The sequence below is a fragment of the Paenibacillus sp. J22P143 genome, assembly GCF_059692035.1.
In genome coordinates, this window is sequence record NZ_JCAUAQ010000002.1 from 237,720 (window position 1) to 257,303 (window position 19,584).

The 19,584-nt window shown below is 47.1% G+C and carries 18 protein-coding genes; 11 read left to right on the plus strand and 7 right to left on the minus strand.

Annotated elements, in window-relative coordinates; all coding sequences use genetic code 11:
• Window positions 1-421: 421 nt before the first annotated feature.
• From AC58PQ_RS04840 to AC58PQ_RS04850, 3 genes are read right to left on the minus strand one after another with little or no spacing between them, the layout of a single operon-like run.
• Entirely contained in the window at window positions 422-1,285 is an 864-nt protein-coding gene (locus tag AC58PQ_RS04840) for a transglutaminase family protein (protein WP_497240840.1), read from the minus strand.
• Window positions 1,282-2,238, minus strand: a complete 957-nt coding sequence (locus AC58PQ_RS04845) for an alpha-E domain-containing protein (protein ID WP_497240841.1) — start codon at window positions 2,236-2,238, stop codon at window positions 1,282-1,284. The genes AC58PQ_RS04840 and AC58PQ_RS04845 overlap by 4 nt, the downstream gene beginning before the upstream one ends.
• A 33-nt stretch (window positions 2,239-2,271) precedes the next feature.
• Window positions 2,272-3,726, minus strand: coding sequence for a circularly permuted type 2 ATP-grasp protein (locus AC58PQ_RS04850; RefSeq protein ID WP_497240842.1), 1,455 nt, complete (start codon window positions 3,724-3,726; stop codon window positions 2,272-2,274).
• A 349-nt stretch (window positions 3,727-4,075) separates the two neighbouring features.
• Here AC58PQ_RS04850 and AC58PQ_RS04855 point away from each other — a divergent pair, with 349 nt between their 5' ends.
• Window positions 4,076-6,283 (plus strand): methyl-accepting chemotaxis protein, encoded by a 2,208-nt coding sequence (locus tag AC58PQ_RS04855; protein WP_497240843.1) that lies wholly within the window; start codon window positions 4,076-4,078, stop codon window positions 6,281-6,283.
• 346 nt (window positions 6,284-6,629) lie between these two features.
• Window positions 6,630-7,163, plus strand: coding sequence for a hemerythrin domain-containing protein (locus AC58PQ_RS04860; RefSeq protein WP_497240844.1), 534 nt, complete (start codon window positions 6,630-6,632; stop codon window positions 7,161-7,163).
• A 408-nt stretch (window positions 7,164-7,571) separates the two neighbouring features.
• Here AC58PQ_RS04860 and trhO read toward each other — a convergent pair whose 3' ends face one another.
• Together trhO and AC58PQ_RS04870 are read right to left on the minus strand one after the other, a co-directional pair.
• Complete coding sequence (gene trhO, locus AC58PQ_RS04865) at window positions 7,572-8,477, minus strand: oxygen-dependent tRNA uridine(34) hydroxylase TrhO (RefSeq protein WP_497240845.1); 906 nt, start codon at window positions 8,475-8,477, stop codon at window positions 7,572-7,574.
• Window positions 8,478-8,561: 84 nt separating this feature from the next.
• Entirely contained in the window at window positions 8,562-9,239 is a 678-nt protein-coding gene (locus AC58PQ_RS04870; protein ID WP_497240846.1) for a response regulator, read from the minus strand.
• On the opposite strand from AC58PQ_RS04870, the gene AC58PQ_RS04875 reads away from it, so the two are divergent.
• The 6 genes from AC58PQ_RS04875 (at window position 9,238) to AC58PQ_RS04900 (ending at window position 15,398) form a co-directional block, all read left to right on the plus strand.
• Window positions 9,238-9,585: a hypothetical protein gene (locus AC58PQ_RS04875; RefSeq protein WP_497240847.1), complete on the plus strand. Its 348-nt coding sequence runs from the start codon at window positions 9,238-9,240 to the stop codon at window positions 9,583-9,585. The genes AC58PQ_RS04870 and AC58PQ_RS04875 overlap by 2 nt on opposite strands.
• A gap of 107 nt (window positions 9,586-9,692) precedes the next feature.
• Window positions 9,693-10,808: a stalk domain-containing protein gene (locus tag AC58PQ_RS04880; protein ID WP_497240848.1), complete on the plus strand. Its 1,116-nt coding sequence runs from the start codon at window positions 9,693-9,695 to the stop codon at window positions 10,806-10,808.
• Between the two features lie 1,038 nt (window positions 10,809-11,846).
• Window positions 11,847-12,167: an SPW repeat domain-containing protein gene (locus AC58PQ_RS04885; protein ID WP_497240849.1), complete on the plus strand. Its 321-nt coding sequence runs from the start codon at window positions 11,847-11,849 to the stop codon at window positions 12,165-12,167.
• 191 nt (window positions 12,168-12,358) lie between these two features.
• Complete coding sequence (locus AC58PQ_RS04890) at window positions 12,359-12,907, plus strand: cysteine hydrolase family protein (RefSeq protein WP_497240850.1); 549 nt, start codon at window positions 12,359-12,361, stop codon at window positions 12,905-12,907.
• 47 nt (window positions 12,908-12,954) lie between these two features.
• A complete protein-coding gene (locus AC58PQ_RS04895; protein ID WP_497240851.1) occupies window positions 12,955-14,400 on the plus strand; it encodes a nicotinate phosphoribosyltransferase in 1,446 nt (481 codons plus the stop codon).
• Window positions 14,401-14,558: 158 nt separating this feature from the next.
• Window positions 14,559-15,398, plus strand: coding sequence for an aldo/keto reductase (locus tag AC58PQ_RS04900; protein WP_497240852.1), 840 nt, complete (start codon window positions 14,559-14,561; stop codon window positions 15,396-15,398).
• A gap of 89 nt (window positions 15,399-15,487) precedes the next feature.
• Here the strand turns inward: AC58PQ_RS04900 and AC58PQ_RS04905 are convergent, their stop codons facing one another.
• Window positions 15,488-16,279, minus strand: a complete 792-nt coding sequence (locus tag AC58PQ_RS04905) for a hypothetical protein (protein WP_497240853.1) — start codon at window positions 16,277-16,279, stop codon at window positions 15,488-15,490.
• A gap of 152 nt (window positions 16,280-16,431) precedes the next feature.
• Window positions 16,432-16,644 carry a hypothetical protein gene (locus AC58PQ_RS04910; RefSeq protein ID WP_173111184.1) on the minus strand — a complete coding sequence of 71 codons (213 nt, stop codon included), beginning with the start codon at window positions 16,642-16,644 and terminating at the stop codon, window positions 16,432-16,434.
• A gap of 203 nt (window positions 16,645-16,847) precedes the next feature.
• On the opposite strand from AC58PQ_RS04910, the gene AC58PQ_RS04915 reads away from it, so the two are divergent.
• The 3 genes from AC58PQ_RS04915 to AC58PQ_RS04925 are packed head-to-tail and all read left to right on the plus strand — an operon-like array spanning window position 16,848 to window position 19,457.
• The gene (locus AC58PQ_RS04915; RefSeq protein ID WP_497241291.1) at window positions 16,848-17,795 is read left to right on the plus strand and encodes an ABC transporter ATP-binding protein; all 948 of its coding nucleotides are present in this window, start codon (window positions 16,848-16,850) and stop codon (window positions 17,793-17,795) included.
• The gene (locus AC58PQ_RS04920; protein WP_497240854.1) at window positions 17,792-18,895 is read left to right on the plus strand and encodes an ABC transporter permease; all 1,104 of its coding nucleotides are present in this window, start codon (window positions 17,792-17,794) and stop codon (window positions 18,893-18,895) included. Before AC58PQ_RS04915 ends, AC58PQ_RS04920 begins: the two co-directional genes overlap by 4 nt.
• A gap of 4 nt (window positions 18,896-18,899) precedes the next feature.
• Entirely contained in the window at window positions 18,900-19,457 is a 558-nt protein-coding gene (locus AC58PQ_RS04925; protein WP_497240855.1) for a Uma2 family endonuclease, read from the plus strand.
• Window positions 19,458-19,584 lie beyond the last annotated feature (127 nt).

The following is a 19,584-nucleotide window of genomic DNA, read 5'->3' on the forward strand; positions in this document are numbered from 1 at the left end:
CTCCAAAATAGGGAACAATAAGTAAGTACTGTACCCGACGATGAATTGATTTTCAGTTCCAATCTCCACCAATCTCTACCTCTGAACGGAAACACTGAAATCAATGGTCAAAGATGCTAAAGTACATTTATTTTGAGAGGGCATGGTTCTAAATCGTAGAATTAGTGCAAAAATACAACCTTTTGGAGCAAAAACTGCCAAAAAGTTGTTTACTTCCAGAAATAGTTGCATAATCGCACGCATTTTAGATTAAGGGGTTGCTTCGATTCAAAAGGATGCACTTTCGCATTTTTGGCCACATAAGATTATAAGTTTCCGGTACTCGGAAGAACAAATTCTTATTGATGTAAAAAAGAGGGTTCCCCGCCACATACATGACTGGGGACACCCTCTTTTCGCTGTAGCTCCTGTAACCGCAAGTTTACTCCACTAGCTTTACATCCACAATCACTTCCAAGTCTTGTGTACCCGAGCCGCGATAGACGCCTTTGACAGGTACGATATCGTTGTAATCTCGTCCATGCCCAAGCTTGATATAGCGCCAATTGACTTCACAATTGTTCGTCGGATCATATCCGAACCATCCTGCGCCAGGGATGAGACACTCTACCCAAGCGTGGGAGGCTTGCGTGAAATCTGCACTGCCTCCTTGCAAATCACCGACGAAGTGGTAACCGCTCACGTATCTGGTTGGAATGCCTTTGTCTCGGCAAATGGCAATCATGAAATGAGAGTAGTCCTGGCAAACACCACGCCGCAGCTTCAACATTTCGCCAACGGTAGTCACAACGGAGGTTGCATAAGCGTCGTATGTGAAGTCGCGATTGATCGTGGTATAGATGTTGTGGAGTAGATCATATAAAGCTACTCCATCATCGGAAATGGCGTCGGCGTACACCTTCAATTCCGGCGTTAGTTCCGTATAACTTGTGGGTAATAAGTATTCGGCATATTCATTTTGGAAGTCATCTCCGAATCTCACAGCTTTTTCCTCATAGGGCGAGGGAACGGGAACAGGATTGTTATCATTGTCATGTGTGACGACGGTGGAGACCATCTTGATTGTGAGCTCACGATGCAGCTTATTCACTGTAAAGGCATGTACGCGGTTATGGAAATAATCAGAATACGAGAAAAAAGCGGACACGGGCTCAGTAGTAATCGCATGGTGATAACAGGACTGACGATTGTCCGTTAAAGGGGTGAGCCGAATCTCATTGACACTGTCCTGTGCGGAGTCGGTGTAGGAATAGCGTGTAATATGCGTGATTTCCAACTTCTTCATGCGATAACCTCCTCCCGAGAGGGAAAAAAGACTTTGGACATCCTGGAGCCCATCAGGTTACAGGAGTCTAGAAGTGCTTGTAATGTCATTTCTAATTTGCCTGATTTCATATCATCTTCATCCATGCAGGCCAAATTCGCTTTCACTTTCCCAGCGAGCTTCGCTAGCTTATGCACGGCGTTGTTGAGTTCGGGATCATCCAATTGAATCCCCTGAAACGAGCGCTCCAACGACTGAATGGAGAAGGCGACCGAACGCGGGAAGGTCTCATTTAACAGTAGAAATATGATGATATTGTTCAGATTGACGGTATCCGCATATTCTTTTCGATACGATTCGTATCCACTTACCGACTTCAGTACCGCCAGCATGAGCGGATAGGAGGAATAGTCCTCCTTGGCATATACCGAACAAAGAGATTGAATCAAGCGAAGGAGATTCTCTGCACGTTCTAGATAGCGCCCGGCTTCGACGAAATGCCATTCGTTCTGACGAGGCATAACCGAAGTTGCGGCGCCTTGAAACATAGACAGCGTATCTCGGATAAAGCGATAGAAGAGATGAGGCGAATCATTGGTGATGTCGCGGACTTCTTTTTCTTTTAACCATAAATAAAGTCCGTTCATGATATCCCATAACTCGGATGGCATCTTTTCCCGAATATTTCGTAGATTAGCACGTGCATGATTGGTACAGGCGAGAAGTGAGTTGGCATTATTTTTATCCAATGTAATGTACTGAAGCACATGCTGCTCGGTGAAGCTGCCGTACTGTTCGGTGAAAACAGCGCGATCTCCAATCGTATCGATGAGTCGGCTCCAGGATTGTTTACCATCTTCCATGTCCTCACGTATATGATAATACACATCGATTAGCCTCGCGTGATTCTCTGTTCTTTCCGAATATCGACCGATCCAGAATAAAGCTTCCGCTGTTCGTCCCATCATCACCATACCACCAGCCTCCATTCGATTTGCAGGTCACACTTAACGTATGACCCACGTATCCTTACATCCCCCGCCTTGCGAAGAATTCACGATGAGTGAGCCTTCTTTCAAAGCAACACGCGTGAGTCCGCCGGGGATCACTTGAATGTCTTCGCCTGCAATCACAAAAGCTCGTAAATCAATGTGCCTAGCTGCCATTCGGCCATCTATCATCACAGGTGCTCTAGATAGTTGTATGGTTGGTTGTGCGATATAACGATCGGGGTTGGCTAAGATTTTGAGGCGGAAATCAGCGATTTCGGTTTCAGTAGCCGATGGTCCGATCAGCATGCCATAGCCTCCTGAAAGGGAGGTTTCTTTGACGACCATTTCATGCAAATGCTGTAGGACATGCTCTCGCTCAGCAGGCCGCGAAAGAATGTAGGTTGGCACATTATTCAGAATGGGTTCTTCATTTAAATAGTAACGAATCATATCCGGCACGTAAGCATAGATGGCTTTGTCATCGGCTACACCCGTACCTGGAGCATTCACGATATTGATATTTCCCGCCCGATAGGCGTTCATAATGCCTGCGACACCAAGCATGGAACTTGGATCGAAAGCGAGCGGATCTAAGAAATCATCATCAATACGGCGGTAGAGCACATCGATTTGGCGAAGTCCTTTGATTCCGCGGATATACACTTTATGATCAATGACGACCAGATCGTGTCCCTCGACTAGCTCTAACCCCATTTGCTGAGCGAGGAACGTGTGCTCGAAATAAGCAGAGTTATAGCAACCTGGTGTCAATAGTCCAATGACGGGATCTGGCTTACCGGAAGGACTGAGCTTGCGAAGCGCAGTAAGAAACACATTTAAGCTATGCTCAATATCTTGAATGGAATGACTGAACACGAGTTCACGGAATAAGTGCGTCATAATCGATCTGCTTTTATATAAGTAAGAGAAGCCAGAAGGCGACCGCAGATTATCCTCAAGAACGAAATACTCACCCTGCTCATCTCGAATTAAATCAATGCCAGAAGACGTAATGTAGATGTCATTAGGAATGGAAAGGCGCATCATTTCAGGTCGGAAATAACAATTCGAAAGTACCATCTTCCTGGGAATAATCCCATCTTTCAGGATGGACTGCTCATGATAAATATCTTTGAGAAACAGATTGAGTGCCTTTACGCGCTGCTTAAGCCCTCGTTCGAGCTTGATCCACTCCTCCTGCGGAATAATCCTAGGTATAGGATCGAAGGGAAGTGTGCGCTCTAGCGCCTCAGTCTGATCTGGACTATAGAGAGTAAAGGTAATGCCTTCTTCCATCATCCGTTTCATCGTAGCGGTTTGGCGCTTGCTTAAGTTACCCGTCTTCATCGACATGAATTGACGGAAGGTGCTTTGATAATGAGGGCGAACCGAATATTGGTTCATAAACATCTCATCAAAAAAAGGACGAGGATCATAAGGGGTAGTGACCAGATTCTCAGGTTTAGACATCGCAGCTCCCTGGTTTCATCACTATGCTTTCGGAAGCTACATGAAGCTGCGGGCCCGAAGCAGAAACCAGGCCTCCTTTCTGATCTTAGTTCTAATTTTGTTATCGAATAGGAAAATAAGTGCGCATGGAAGATTGTGGTTTTTATTATTGTAAATTTTTCAGAAAATTATGTCAATATAGCTAACATGTAAAAATACCGACATTCCTCGTGAAATTTTTGTGAATGTTCGGAAATTTCATGAATATTCCAGTAATTTAGCTTGATTTGCGTCGAAAATCACTATAAAATTGTCAAATAAGCGAATGTTAAATAAATTCACATTGAGTGTGATAAAAGGGGTGTTGGGTATGTTTGACTGGCTGGGAATTAAAAAAGGTCTGCCATTATGGTGGTCATTTAAACTGAATCGTCATATCAAAGAAGATGTTGAGCATATTTTTGAGGGTATAGCTCACACGAGAATGGAAATTTTACGTGGCTGGGCTCTTGCCTATTGGTCCAATTTGGACCGTTTGCTTGAACAATTAACATTGGCTGAATCGTTGACGGAGATTTTGTCGAAGGACTCCTCTGTGGTTGGCAGGCTGCTAGCAGCAACAATGAAGAGTGGGGCGGACTTCTCCGAAGTCTTTATATTGAATGAAAAAGCTTCTGTCATATACTCCACACATCAGGCTCATGTCGGAAGGTCCTATGTGACAGGTGGTGATCTATGGAAAGGGTTGGATGAATCGAGAAAAGGTGTGAAATGCTTATTTGGACCTTTCTCTGATCCGCTTACGCTCCAAATTGGATCCAGCACCTCTCCATTTCATGATGCCATGACGATCGCCTTTATCTTGCCCATTATGGTGGGCGGGAAGTGGAAAGGAGCTATCTGCGGTCGTGTGCCGAACGATGTGTTGGGTGATTTAATTCAGCGTGAGTCGGGACACGTGTATCCGGATTCTGGTGATAACTATTTATTTATGGCGAAGCCTGTGTTAAATAAACAAATCATTCCTGGTACCGCCTTATCGCGAAGCCGGTTCGAGGATTTGACCTTTACGCATGGGGACAATTTAAAAGATGGCGTTCGAACGGATTATGGTATCGTAGGTGTCAAAGAGCACACCGAGCTTGAGCTTATTTTCACGGATCCTGCAACGGGACAACTGCATCCAGGCGTTGCGGGAACGATTGCTAAGGGAAATAATTTATTCGTGGAATACCCCGGTTATTCCGATTATCGACATATTTCTGTTATTGGCAAAGGTGTGACCTTCCAGCTGCCTCATTGCCCGGATGTGTGGGGGATGATGTGCGAAGGAGATCTGGAAGAGGTCTATCGGATTCGTTCTATTGATTGGAAAATGTTCAGACTGCAAATTCGGTTTATCGCGCTCTTCATCCTTCTGTCAGCTGGAGGCTTCTGGTTGTTAAATGGACAAGTTTCGGATGGTGTGGGCGCTTCAATCATGGCAGGTGCCAGTCTACTCTTCGGTGGAATGGGCGCAAGCTTGATTAGGCGTAAAGGAAGTAAGCCGATTGTGAAACAACTCGCTGAAATTAATAAATTTATCCGGATTAACGCAGAGGGAAAAGGGGATTTAACACAGCGTCTGAAGGTTGACGATTTTGCAGGTGATGAGACGCGAGATTTGGCCAAATGGATCAATAATATGATCGATTCCTTGGAAGGCATTATGTTGCAAGTGAAGCAAGCGGCTGCTGAGGTGCAGGTTAGTCAAGAACGGATGAATGACTCGACTGGGTCTACGGAGCAATCGACGGGACGGATGAGTACGAAAATCCATGATATGATTCGCTCGCTGCGTGGTCAGCTGAAGGATATTGATGTCGCGAAGGATGTTACTCAATATATGAGCGGAACATTACGCGAATTGGAACAGAAGGCTTCTGGGCAAATTGCAGTCGCACAGGACGAAGTTGAACGGATCGGTCAAAAAATGACGGATATCTCGGCGAAGGTCGAGGAAACGAATCAGACAATTCAAACATTCCTACAAACGACGCAAGAAATTCCAAAGCTGCTTAAAGTGATTGAAGAAATTTCCGCGCAGACGAATCTACTTTCCTTGAATGCTTCTATTGAGGCTGCGCGTGTAGGTGAGCATGGCAAAGGCTTCGCGGTCGTTGCTGGCGAGATTCGGAAATTGGCTGATTTAACCAAGAAATCAACCACGGAAATTAATGAGACGATCGAGCACATTGAAAGGCATGCGAACGAAGCTTTTGTCTCCATGGAGGAAGGAACGAAGGTCGTTCTGGAAGGGACGCAGATTGTTGCTGCGGCTTCCGAGATTCTCAGCAATGCGAATGCACACGACACCATGAAAACCCAGGTTGTGGAGGAAGTGGTGGCGTTAATGGAGAAGATTGCAGCGGTCAGCAAAGAGAACCGTCAAATCTCGGCGGAGGTTGAGCTCACGGTGAAGGATCTTCTGCAGGACATGCATCATGTACGTCAAACGACTGGCGATGTAGGTGCGATTACAGAGTCCATGCTCCTGCTTGTGAATCAGTTCCATTTGACGGAGAGCCGTATTCGTTAAAAGTACGTGTTCAAAAAGTCTGGTTTTCAGCACCGAGAAGATTGAAAGAAGCTAGGAAATGAGGAGCGGAGCGTAGTGGAAGCTACGTGAGCACCGGAATTTCCGGCTGAATTCAATATTCGATGTCGAATAAGCTTCATGAACTACTTCGTGATCAAAATTGGACTTTTTGAACAACCTCTAAAGGTTATTATTAGACATTCGTTCGCATGTTAACAGCCCCATGCCGCATACAATGATAATGCGGTATGGGGTTTAATTTACATACGAAGCAAGTTTTCTCGCGAAAACGCTAAGTTGATGCTTACGTAGAGCGTTTCTAAAGAAACTTTGAGGAGGATGTCGAATGAGTGACCGTTTGAGCATTCAAACGAATCGGGCAAATAATGTGAATCCTAGTGAATTTAGAATGCTAGCCCAGCGTTTGAAGGAGGAGCATGTGCAAATGCGTGAGCAGCTCTCCGACATTCGAACACTAGCTGCAGCTTTGTACGCCCTTGAAGATTGCTCAATTGGCATGTGTCGTCTGATCGAGCTTCAGGACGGCATACTATCCCTGGTGGAGGAGTTGGAGCAGCATTCGGAGTGGGAGGAGCAAGTCTTATTCCCGAGTCTGCAAACTTATTTACATCCGACGATGGCCATCTCGGTATCGCGGTCCATGCATGTGTTGGAGCAGGATCATGATTTGGCCAAAAAAGTCGTACAGTCATACGTCAATGGTGTCAATGCCATGAGCGTGCCGATCGACATGGACTTTGTTCATGTGATGGCCTCTGAGCTGCTGACCGCCTGCCTGATCCTACTGAAGCACTTCACGTTGGAAGAGGAGCTTGTCTACCCGTTAATTGATCGGATCATGGAACAGATTGCGGAGTAGCGTGGGTAGAGAGGAGTGCGAGGTAGCTGAGAACAGGTTGTGGTGGGAAGGTAGCTGGAGTAGCTGTAGTAGCTAGAAGAAAACAAGAGTAGAAAGAGTAGCAAGAGTAGAGTAGTTAAAGTAGTTAAAGTAGATTATGTTGTCCGAAATACGCCTGGGGAAAAAAGGACCTTCCGAAGTCAATCGACTTGGGAAGGTCCTTTTTTTCAGCCATTTCTCTACTTCTTCGCTCGAGTTAGTCGATTATTTCGATTAACTCAACCCGAGCTAATCGCTTAACGCGAAAAAGGTAAAATTAACTGAATTTTTCCGTATATTCTCAAATCGGTCCCCGAATTGAGAGAAAGCAGCTTGGTTTGAGCAATGACTGGAGAGGCGCCTAGCTTGACGCCTTTTCTAGCAGCCCCACTAAGCCTCCAACGTGCTCAATGTTTTCTCTTCACATTCTTTGGAACAGAAGCTGTCATGCTCATCTTCACAAGCCTCGCAGCAAATATGCTTCAAGTGGCACAGATCGTTGGCGCAGTTAATATAGCGATCCTCTGCGGTTCCGCAATGGTAGCATTTGCCTACAACGATATCTTCATCGGTGCGGTTAATCGGTACGGAGATGCGCTCATCGAACACGTAACATTTCCCATCAAAAAGTCGACCTTGTACGTCTTCATCTTTGCCATAAGTGACGATACCGCCGTCCAGCTGATACACCTCTTTGAAGCCTTCGTTGATCAGGAAGCCAGATAGCTTCTCACAACGGATGCCGCCTGTACAATAGGTGAGGATAGGTTTGTCCTTAAAATCCTGTAGATTGTTGCGAATCCACTCAGGGAATTCCTTGGTTGTCTCGACCTCAGGACGAATGGCGCCACGGAAATGCCCGATATCATACTCATAGTGATTACGGCCATCGAGCACGATGACATCTTCATTTTTGAGCTTCTCGTAGAATTCTTTAGGCTTCAAATGCGTCCCAGTTAGCTCATTCGGATTCACATCTTCTTCCAGACGGAAGGTGACGAGCTCCTTTTTCGGACGAACAAAAAGCTTCTTGAAGGCATGCCCTTCATGCTCATCAATTTTGTAAACCATATCTGTAAACAATGGCATGAGGTTCATCATCGCCATGTAGGCTTCCGTTTGCTCTACGGTCCCAGAAAGGGTGCCGTTAATGCCCTCAGGAGCAATCAGAATGCGTCCTTTAACACCAAGCTTTTTGCAATAAGCCAGATGTTCGCGCGCCAATGCTTCGTGATCAGCAACAGCGACAAATTTATAATACAACAAGATGCGGTAAGAAGCGCCATGTTCAGTCATAACAATTAACCACCTATACGTATAAAATGACACACGCCATTCAGATGGCGTATACGCATATAGTGACATAAATTCATGTTTTTTTCAATCTAGTAGCAATTTTTGGATCGATTGATAAACGGCCTGCAGCTCATGCTCTAACTTTTGAAGCAAAAGCACCACACCAGAGAGATCTCTTTCCGCTTCTTGCAACGCCTCTTGCTCTTTCACATAATCCTCTAATACGCTTGCCGCGGCAAAAACACGATTGGCTGAAAGGTTGCTAGAAGAACCGCGTATGCCATGCAATAAGTGCAAAGCTTTCTCGAGGTTCCCTGCGTCGATGTCAGCCTTCAATTCCGACACAAGTGGTATAGTTTGGGTCTGGAATTTGCGGAGCATCTCGCGATAAATCTCCGTTTTGCCGCCCATGCGGTTGAGTGCTTCCGCGATATCGAGTCCAAGCACTGTCTGATCTTCCACGTGCAAATGGAGCGTGGCTTCAATGGCAGCTAGCAGCTTTTCGGGAATGATGGGCTTGGAAATCATTTCACTCATACCAACCTCGATGCAAGCCAATCGATTATCTAGCGTCGAATCCGCTGTTATCGCGATGATGGGGATGTGTGCCCATTCTGGCTCAAGACGAATGCGCTTGGTCGTTTCAATTCCATCCAACTCAGGCAAGTGGATATCCATTAGGAGCAAATCATACGTATGATTTGCCAAATCGTTCAAAGCTTCGAAACCGTTACCAGCCAATTGGATGCGACAGTTCATCATGCTCTCCAAAAGAGAACGCGCAACGGTTTGGTTAATTTCATTATTTGAGGTAAGCATTGCGGAGAAAGCGTTCGGTCAAATCGTACAAGCTTCGCAAGAAGTAGCGAGCAAGATTCAAGAAACGGCGGCGGCAGCGCAACAGATGGCAGCAAGCTCGGAAGAAGTGGCGGCTACAGTAGCCCAAGTAGGCTTCGTTGCACAGCAAACCTCAGGCACAGCGCAGTCCGTCGCAGCAGTGACCGAAGAACAGCTGGCATCTGCCGAAGAAATTACGGCATCAGCCAAAAGTCTAGCCGGCATTGCCACAGATCTAAGTCTAGTGGTGGGTACATTCCGCCTTTCTTAAAATAAAATGGTGTCGGTCAGACTTTTTCGAAAGCTGGTTCGTCTAGTTATCGTGAAGGTTAGAACAAGAGAGAAAAAACTTGATAACTTAGAAGGAGCGAATTAGAAATGAAAAAAAATCCATGGAACATGTTGAAAATCGGTGTTGTTGGTTGTGCGATGCTTGTAGGTGTGAGTGCCTCCGTATTGCCAGTAGCTAACGTGGCTTCAGCAGATACCGTAGTGGCTATATCTGCACCTACATCATCAGTGCCAGTTGTCATTAAGGACGTCGTGCTGACTTCGAAGAATGCAGATTTAAAAACAAACATCAAGGTGCCGCAGCTGACAGGTATGCAGGATACGAGATATCAGGATGAGCTGAATGACATTCTACTTTCGCATGCCAACAAAGATTTAGTGGATTGGGAAAAAGATGCTACAGAGGCTGCAGCTTCAGCCAAAGAGCATGACTATACGTATCGTCCTTACGAGCTTACGATCCTGTATGAACTGAAATCCGATGGCACAGGAAACCCGGCAGGCGTTGTATCGCTTGAGGTTACAACCTATGGATCAACAGGCGGTACGGGCATGCCAAGAGTAGATACGTACAACGTCTTGAATGCAGCTCAGGCTCAGCGTGTCACTCTCCAAGATTTACTAGGTGCGGACTACAAGGCGACGATCGATGCAGGTGTGAGTGCCAAAATTTCCGAGACGCCTGAAAAATTCTTTAAAGATCAATTTAAAGGAATTAGTTCAGAGCAAGGCTTTTATGTTGAAAAAGGGGAAGCCGTCGTGGTGTTTCCGAAATATTCGATCGCTCCCGGTTCATCAGGAAGCCCGAAATTCCATTTCAGCTTGCCTGAAAATATGACAATTAAGCCAAATCCTGTTCCGCTGCCTGGTGCAGATAAAGTGAAAGTGGACCTGGTAACAAGCGACGTTGTTCTTAATGCGGACGGAGTCTCACTCGTTCCTTTCCGTAAAGTAGCCGAAGGACTTGGCTACACGGTGAAATGGAATCAAGATACGTACGCTGCTGAGTTGACCAAGAGTGCGCAGTGGACGAGTGTGAGCGTGGGGAAAGACAGCTATTTCTTTGCCAAAATGGCGCCAGTTGCGCTTGGAGCGGCTCCAGTCATCCTGAACGATTCCCTTTATGTACCTGTTAAATTTGTATCTGAAATTCTTAAAGCCGATGTGACTACGGTTTCGACAGGTCTTCATATCGAACAGTAAGAAGTAAAGAGAGTGAATAAGTGAAAAATGAATTAAGGACGGTTGGTTGGTCACTAGACTAGCCAACTTTTTTATGTTCGAATAGTTCGAACGAAGCGGTAGTGGCAATTGGGGGGATAGTCGAAAAAGGGTCTTAAAGTGCTGCACATTGGCAGTGTGTGGCGGGATCCCGAGCTTTAACGCCCTTTTTGGGCGTTAAAGGAGTACCCTCGAGGCGCGTGCGCACCAATAAGGCCCGAAAAGGGCCTTAAAGTGCTGCACATTGGCAGTGTGTGGCGGGATCCCGAGCTTTAACGCCCTTTTTGGGCGTTAAAGGAGTGCCCCCGAGGCGCATGCGCACCAATAAGGCCCGAAAAGGGCCTTAAAGTGCTGCACATTGGCAGTGTGTGGCGGGATCCCGAGCTTTAACGCCCTTTTTGGGCGTTAAAGGCGTGCCTCCGAGGCGCATGAGCACCAATAAGGCCCGAAAAGGGCCTTAAAGTGCTGCACACTGGCAGTGTGTGGCGGGATCCCGAGCTTTAACGCCCTTTTTGGGCGTTAAAGGCGTGCCTCCGAGGCGCGTGCGCACCAATAAGGCCCGAAAAGGGCCTTAAAGTGCTGCACACTGGCAGTGTGTGGCGGGATCCCGAGCTTTAACGCCCTTTTTGGGCGTTAAAGGAGTGCCTCCAAGGCGCATGAGCACCAATAAGGCCCGAAAAGGGCCTTAAAGTGCTGCACATTGGCAGTGTGTGGCGGGATCCCGAGCTTTAACGCCCTTTTTGGGCGTTAAAGGAGTGCCCCCGAGGGGCGTGCGCACCAATAAGGCCCGAAAAGGGCCTAATAGTGCTGCACATTGGCAGTGTGTGGCGTGATCCCGAGCTTTAACGCCCTTTTTGGGCGTTAAAGGAGTGCCTCCGAGGCGCATGAGCACCAATAAGGCCCGAAATGGGCCTTATTGTGCTGCATACCCGCAGCGGTCTAGGGGATCCCATAAAGTAACACTTTACTGTAAGCGTTTGCATATACTATAACATCCCGCATTTAGGAGGTGTGATCGGTATGTATCTCAAAAATTGTTTGTCAGCGCTCCTGGGTCTCTGGTTTCTGTTAACGCCTTGGGTGTTTGGATTTGGAGATGACACCAATGCGCTTTTGACCTGTGCACTGTTCGGAAGTCTACAATTCGTAAGTTCTATGCTAGCTTTAGGGAAAACAGGGAAGCATATGTGGCAGAACTGGGTTTGTGTCGCCACCGGCGCCTTTTTTATCGTATTCCCGAATGTATTTCATTTCTCTTTTATGGTGTTTTTCTCATACGTTGCCCTTGGATTTATGACCATACTCATGAATTACGCCAATTTGTATCCTGACGAGCAATAATTTCAGTAAATGCCTGTTGAAAAATGAATTCAATTATGTCATAATGAGTTTATTGAACTGATAATATTAAATGGACGCATCGGATTGCCGATCATGTGCCTCAGCTGTCAATTTACAGTTAGGCTTTTCTTTTTAACTATCGATAAAGTCATTATAATAATATTAGTTATACAATATAAGGAGTGATGTACATGAAAGCCCTCGTTCTTATTGATTATACGGTGGATTTCGTAGTGGGAAAGCTGCCCTGTGGGGATCCAGCTATCGCGATTGAAGCTCGGTTGTGTGAGCTAAGCGAAAACTTTCTTACCGAGAGGGACTTTGTCGTGATGGCTGTTGATTTACATGAGGAAGGGGATCCTTACCATCCGGAGACGACTTTGTTCCCACCTCACAATATACGTGATACGGATGGCAGAGATCTCTATGGTCGCCTACGAAAGGTCCATGAAGAGCACAAGGATGCCATTTATTGGATGGATAAAAAGAGATACAGTGCTTTTTGCGGGACGGATCTTGAATTGCAGCTCAGAGCTAGAGGTATTCAGAAGATTCATTTAGCGGGCGTGTGTACAGATATATGTGTCTTACATACGGCAGTTGACGCGTATAATAAAGGTTTCTCCCTCACCATTCATGAGGATGCGGTTGCTAGCTTTGATGCGCAAGGTCATGCGTGGGCTTTGAGGCATTTTGAACATACGCTAGGGGCTAAGGTTGTTCGGGATTGGAAAAATTAACAAAGAAATGCACCATTGGATGGGATGAGCTGATGGGCTAGTGGAGGATGAATACGATGAATAACTTAACGCTGCACACCGATAAATATCAAATTAACATGATGTACGCCCACTGGCTGCAGGGGACGCATACGGAGAGAGCTGTGTTCGAGGTGTATTTCCGCAAGCTGCCTTTTGATGGGGGTTATGCGGTCTTCGCGGGTTTGGAGAGGGTGGTTCATTATATACAGAACCTGCATTTCGGCGAGGAAGAGATCGCCTATTTGCGCATGCAAGAGGAGAGCTACAAGGAGGAATTCCTCGATGCGCTTCGTGCGTTTACATTCAAAGGCGATATTCAAGCCATACCTGAGGGGACGCTTGTGTTCCCGAATATGCCGCTTGTTCGCGTAATCGGCAGCATTTTTGAGGCGCAGCTCGTTGAGACGGCGATTCTCAACTTCGTGAACTTCCAGACGCTTATTGCGACGAAAGCTTCACGCATGAAAGGCGTTGCTCCTCACGATGTGCTGCTGGAGTTCGGCACACGCCGCGCCCAGGAGGCTGACGCCGCCATCTGGGGCGCAAGAGCGGCCTATATCGCGGGGTTCCACGCGACATCAAACCTGCGAGCCGGGATGCTGTTCGGCATCCCGACGAAGGGCACGCATGCTCACGCATGGGTGCAGGCCCACGACACGGAAGCGGAAGCCTTCCGTGCGTATGCCGAGGCCCTGCCCGAGCAGGTGACGCTGCTCGTAGACACCTACGACACGCTGCGCAGCGGTGTGCCGAACGCCATTGCTACGGCGCGGCAGCTCGCGAGCCGCGGCAAGCGCTTGAACGCCATTCGCCTCGACAGCGGCGATTTGGCGTATTTATCCCAGCAGGCGCGGCGCATGCTGGATGAGGCGGGCTTTCCGGAGGTGAAGATTGTGGCATCCAATGACTTGGATGAGCACATCATCGCCGGGCTGAAAGCCCAAGGGGCTAAGATCGACAGCTGGGGCATTGGCACCCAGCTGATTACAGCGGCCGACCAGCCTGCGCTGGGCGGGGTGTATAAGCTTGTTGCCCGGGAGAAGGACGGCGCGTTCGTGCCGGTCATTAAGATTTCGGGCAACCGGGAGAAGGTGTCGAATCCAGGCTTCAAGGAAGCCTACCGGATTATGAACCGAGCGACGGGGAAAGCGGAAGCCGACTATTTGGCTTTGCAGGACGAAGTGGATATTCGTCAAGGGAAGCGGATTAAGCTATTTGACCCGATCCATCCGTATCTGTTCAAATATATCGAGAATTATGAGGCGATTCCGCTTTTGAAACCGATTTTCGAGGGCGGCAAGTTGGTCTATGAGCTTCCTAGCTTGGATGCGATTCGTGACTACCATGCAGAGCAAATGCAAACGGTTTGGCCGCAATATCTGAGGATGCTGAATCCCGAGGTGTATCGTGTCAATTTGAGCGCAGCCTTGTGGCAATTGAAAATGGATTTAATTCATGCGCATCAAAATTAAGCAGATCCAGTCTTTAGATTTTTAGCCAGTTCCGCTTCCTTTCTCCTACCTCCTGCTTTCGTAGATTTTGGAATATCCGACTTCAGTGGTATGATTAATGTGAGCTACACGGTATAGATGCGCTCATTCTAATCTTATTCCGATGGAGGTTGTTAGCAATGTCTACGCAAGCGAATCAAGCATTTACAACTGGAGTTACGCTCAACAATGGTGTACATATGCCATGGCTGGGTCTGGGAGTTTATAAAAGTAAAGAAGGACAAGAGGTTATTGGAGCAGTTCAAGCCGCTTTGCAATTAGGCTATCGAAGTATTGATACAGCTGCGGTATATCGCAATGAGGAAGGCGTTGGTCAAGGTCTGCGCGAAAGCGGCGTGCCGCGTGAGGACATTTTCGTAACCACGAAGGTGTGGAACGCGGATCAAGGCTACGAGTCTACGCTCCAAGCGTTTGAAGCAAGCCGCAAGCGGCTTGGGCTGGAAACGATTGATCTTTATTTGGTACATTGGGCCGTGTCCGCGACGTATCGGGAAACTTGGAAAGCGCTGGTCCACCTCTACAAAGAGGGGCACGTTCGTGCAATTGGCGTTAGCAATTTCCAAATCTCTCATTTAGAGCACGTGATCGAAGATACCGGTGTTGTTCCTGCGGTCAATCAAGTGGAGTATCATCCGGAGCTTTCGCAAAAGGAGTTGCTCACGTTTACGCGTGAACGGGGCATTCAATTAGAAGCATGGAGCCCGCTTATGCAGGGGAAGCTGAATCAACCTGAATTGGCGCAGCTTGCTGCGAAATACGGGAAATCGGCTGCACAAATTGTGCTGCGTTGGGACATACAGCATGGCGTCGTGACGATTCCGAAGTCCGTGACTGAGCATCGAATACGTGAGAACGCGGATATTTTTGATTTTGAGTTGAGCGCTGAGGATATGGCTTTGATCGATTCGATGAATAAGAATCAGCGTATCGGGCCCGATCCGGATAACGTGACGTTCTAGATCGTTTTTCATAAAAACCTAAAGAGGAAACGCCAACTTTCATGGGGTTTCCTCTTTTATATGCGTGGGAAGAGATTTCCTCCCTCCGCCTATTTCAACAATGCAATCATTTGATACACCTCGCGGTGATCACCTGGCAGTAAGAAATTCGCGACCTTCAGCTGTGAGGAACCATCTCCGTCAAGAAAAAGCCCATCGACCAGCTGATTCTCCCCTACTTGCTCCTGTACCGCTGTACGGAACTCTTCCCCTGTGCACGGGGTTGGCGCTACAACGAGATACACGTTGTTCATGCGATCATAGACGATACCGGATCGCATGCGCTTCTCGTTGATGACAGGCATTTCTTCCGAGATCGCTTGCTCGGCCCAGCCAAATGGATTCGTAAGCCCCATGCTTACACCACCCTGCGCCCAATAACGCGTGCGATCCATCACCTTTAACTCACTTGCATTTTCGACAACTTGGACGGTAAAGGTATGCGCCATTTCATCCCACACTAGCGTCCCTCGTTTCCGATCCGTATTGTACCAGCCCGAGCCGTAATCACCGGGTTGCCCCTTGACAGGCAGATCATTGGTCACTGCGATGCTTAGCAAATGCCCCTGCCAGAAAAATCCGCCGTTAATCCCATTGTCTTGTCGATCGGTCACATTGGCTTTAATTGCTTTGAGCCCTATGTTTTCAGGTGACGTTTGGATTACGTGAAGCATGACGCCATTCGTTGCAGGTTGGATGCTGTACGCGGTATTCGTTGCCCGAGGCGGTTGAGAAGCCGTGTGAAGACCCCAGACTAAGGTCCATACGAAACTAATGATCATGATGAGAAGATAGATTAGTAGCTGAGCAGCATGCGCTTTGAAAAGGTTGATAACATACATAGAGTTCTCCATCCCAGCAGTAGTGGTTTCTTTACTATTAGTCTATGAAAAGAGTAGAGTTGATATGCCTATTTATCTACGAAAAAAAACGCTTACGAAGGAATCTACCATTCGTAGGCGTTGGTCATGAAACATCTATGTAATGTCATGAGTTAAAAAATAGGTATACGTGCCTTATTCCCATCTTTGGCATATAAAATCGCTTCCGAACTAAATAAATCTACACGCTCTAACGAATTAACTAAATTCATGGTGGTGAATTTGTTATGACGAAGTGCGTTGATCAAAGAGGGGATTAACTTATGATCCGTGCCGACGAAATTAACAGAAATCGGCTTCTTATTAAACAAAATATTCATTCTCACTTCAACACATCTCCTTCTGAATGTTTTATTAAGTAGATATTAAGATTATCATAACTTTCTCAATAAGTTCGTCGATTGACGGTGTCGGAATTCCACTAGTTCTGTCGGTGGAGTTTGTCTGATAGAGTTGATGGACGGTGTAGCTGTTTATTTTGTATGATAGGGTGAGTTAAGTAAAATTTGGGAGCGGAGGGGCTAGCGTGATGGAGTCTTCACACATTGTTATTGAAGCGGATGGTTTAATTAAAAATTATGGATCCTTCCAGGCCGTGAGAGGCGTTAATTTTCAGGTTTATCAAGGTGAGGTATTCGGCTTACTCGGTCCGAATGGCGCTGGAAAAACGACAACGATGGAAATGATCGAAGGGCTGCGGAAGCCTGATGGCGGACGTGCCATTGTAGCTGGATTTGATACGCAAAAGGATTTAGGCAAGGTGAAGGAAGTCATTGGCGTTCAGTTGCAATCGACATCGCTGTTTGAGCTGTTAACGGTTGAAGAAATTATGAGAATGTATGCCAGCTTCTATCCGAAGTCAATTCCGATTCAGCCTCTGTTAGAAGATATGACGTTGATTGATAAAAGGAACGGCCGCGTAAAGCATCTGTCTGGCGGGCAAAAGCAGAGGCTTGCCATTGGTCTTGCGCTGCTCAACGATCCCAAGGTTATTTTCTTGGATGAACCTACGACTGGGTTAGATCCGACAGCGAGACGAACATTATGGGAGATTATTCTGAAGCTGAAGGAACGGGGCAAAACGATCGTGCTGTCCACGCATTATATGGAAGAAGCGCATGTGCTCTGTGATCGTATTTGTTTAATGGATCAAGGGAAGGTCGTTGCATTGGATACGCCGCGTAATCTAGTGAGCAGCTTACAATCGGATAGCGCGATCGAGTTCAGTTTGCAAGATTTGGAGGATACGGACAAGGAATCGATCCTTCAAGAGCTACGCGATATCCGTGAAGTAAAGGGAATCGATGTGCGGAAGGACGTATTCGTCCTCTATACAGATAAACTACAGGAATCGCTAATCGACCTCATTGAGAAAAGCGCTGGCGGCAGATGGCAATTGGCAGACTTGCAGACGCGTACGGCTACGCTGGAAGATGTGTTTATTTCCATGACCGGAAGGAGCTTGAAAGAAGAATGAACACCTATATCCAATTAACGTTAAGCCAGCTTCGGTTGTTTGTGCGTAATCGACAAGTGCTCGTATTCACCTTATTCATGCCGCTATTCTTCATGATTATGCTCGGTTCCTTTCTGGGCAAAGGAAATGACATCATCATAGATGGCGTTGTTATTGATCAGGATCAGAGTGTTGCATCCAAGATCATGGTGGAGGCACTTCAAACGAATAGTATTCTTAAGCTAAAAGTCTCTGATGACATGGATAAGTCGCTGGAGCAGTTGAAACATGGCGATCAGAAGCTAGTTGTGATTATTCAGAAAAATTACGGGCAAGCGGTAGGGCTGAAAGGAGCGGATAGCACTAAGGCAAGCTTCCTTCAGGTTTACTATGATCAAACCAACCAGCAGAGTGCGCAGATCGGATTGCAAACGGTTGGACAGGTGGCGGATGGTGTTTCCAAGCAAATCTCTAACTACATCCCGATTGTTAAAATAGAGCCCGTTGGCGTGCAAGCTTTGCAGCTTCGCTACATTGATTTCCTCGTACCAGGTATTCTGGCGATGATGATTATGACTAACAACTTAAATGGCGTCTCGGGGCAAATCGCTTCTTGGCGGGAGCGAGGTGTATTGCGGCGGATGCAAAGTACACCGCTGAAGGCTTCGACGTTCATCGCCGCGCAGATTACCGCGCGCCTAGTGATGAACACGGCTCAAGCCTTGATCGTACTGCTTGTAGGGACCTTGATTTTCGGGACCCAGGTGAACGGCTCTTGGCCGCTGCTCCTGTTGTTTATCATCATGGGTACATTGACGTTCATGTCCATCGGTTTCATCATCGCCGGTGTGGCCAAAACCCCGGAGAGCGCCGGGCCGATTTCGGGACTGATCTCGTTCCCGCTTATGTTCTTGGGCGGCGTGTTCTTCTCCGTTTCCAGCATGCCGGAGTTCTTGCAGCCGATCGTGAAATCGATCCCGATTACGCAGCTCAGCACCGCCCTTCGGCAGATCATGAACGTAGGAGCCGGGATCGGAGAGCTCTGGCAAGAAGGGCTAATGCTGGCCATTTGGCTGGTTGTGTCTTTCATTGTTGCTACGTTTACGTTTAAGTGGGAGTAGGCTTATGGATGAGAAGAATATCCACACCTATCAAGATTGGTTGACATGGGACGGAGCATGGGAGTTAATTGATGGCAAAGCCTACAATATGTCGCCAGCGCCGACCTCATTGCATCAATTTATTGTAGGAGAACTTCATTTCGCCCTGCGGACATTCTTTCAGAATCGGAGTTGCTTTGTGTTCGTGGCTCCATTTGATGTGTTTTTTAGCGAAAGTGAAGAGTATGAGTCGCCCGACCATGTCACACAGCCTGACCTCTCGGTTGTTTGCTCGAGGGATCAGATCTTAAAAAATGGCTGTCAGGGTGCTCCAATGGTAATCATTGAAGTGCTATCCCCTTCCACCGCATTGAAAGACTTTAATGAGAAGTTTAATTTATATCAGAAATATGGAGTTCAGGAGTATTGGATTGTCGATCCAGGAAACCGAACGGTTCACGTGTATTCGCTGCAGGATGGTAGCTACCAGGTACGTCATCTGTATACGGAGCAGGAAACGATCCAATCCATCGCATTTAAAGATTTGCAAGTGCCTATGAACAGGCTGTTTAGCCTGGAATAATTAGAACAATAAACCGGCGAGATGCGCTCTCGACCGGTTTTTTTATACCCAAAATGGATACCACCCGAACAAATATTCTCTGACACCTAGTTGACCAACTTGTTTGCTACACTATCTTCAGATGCAG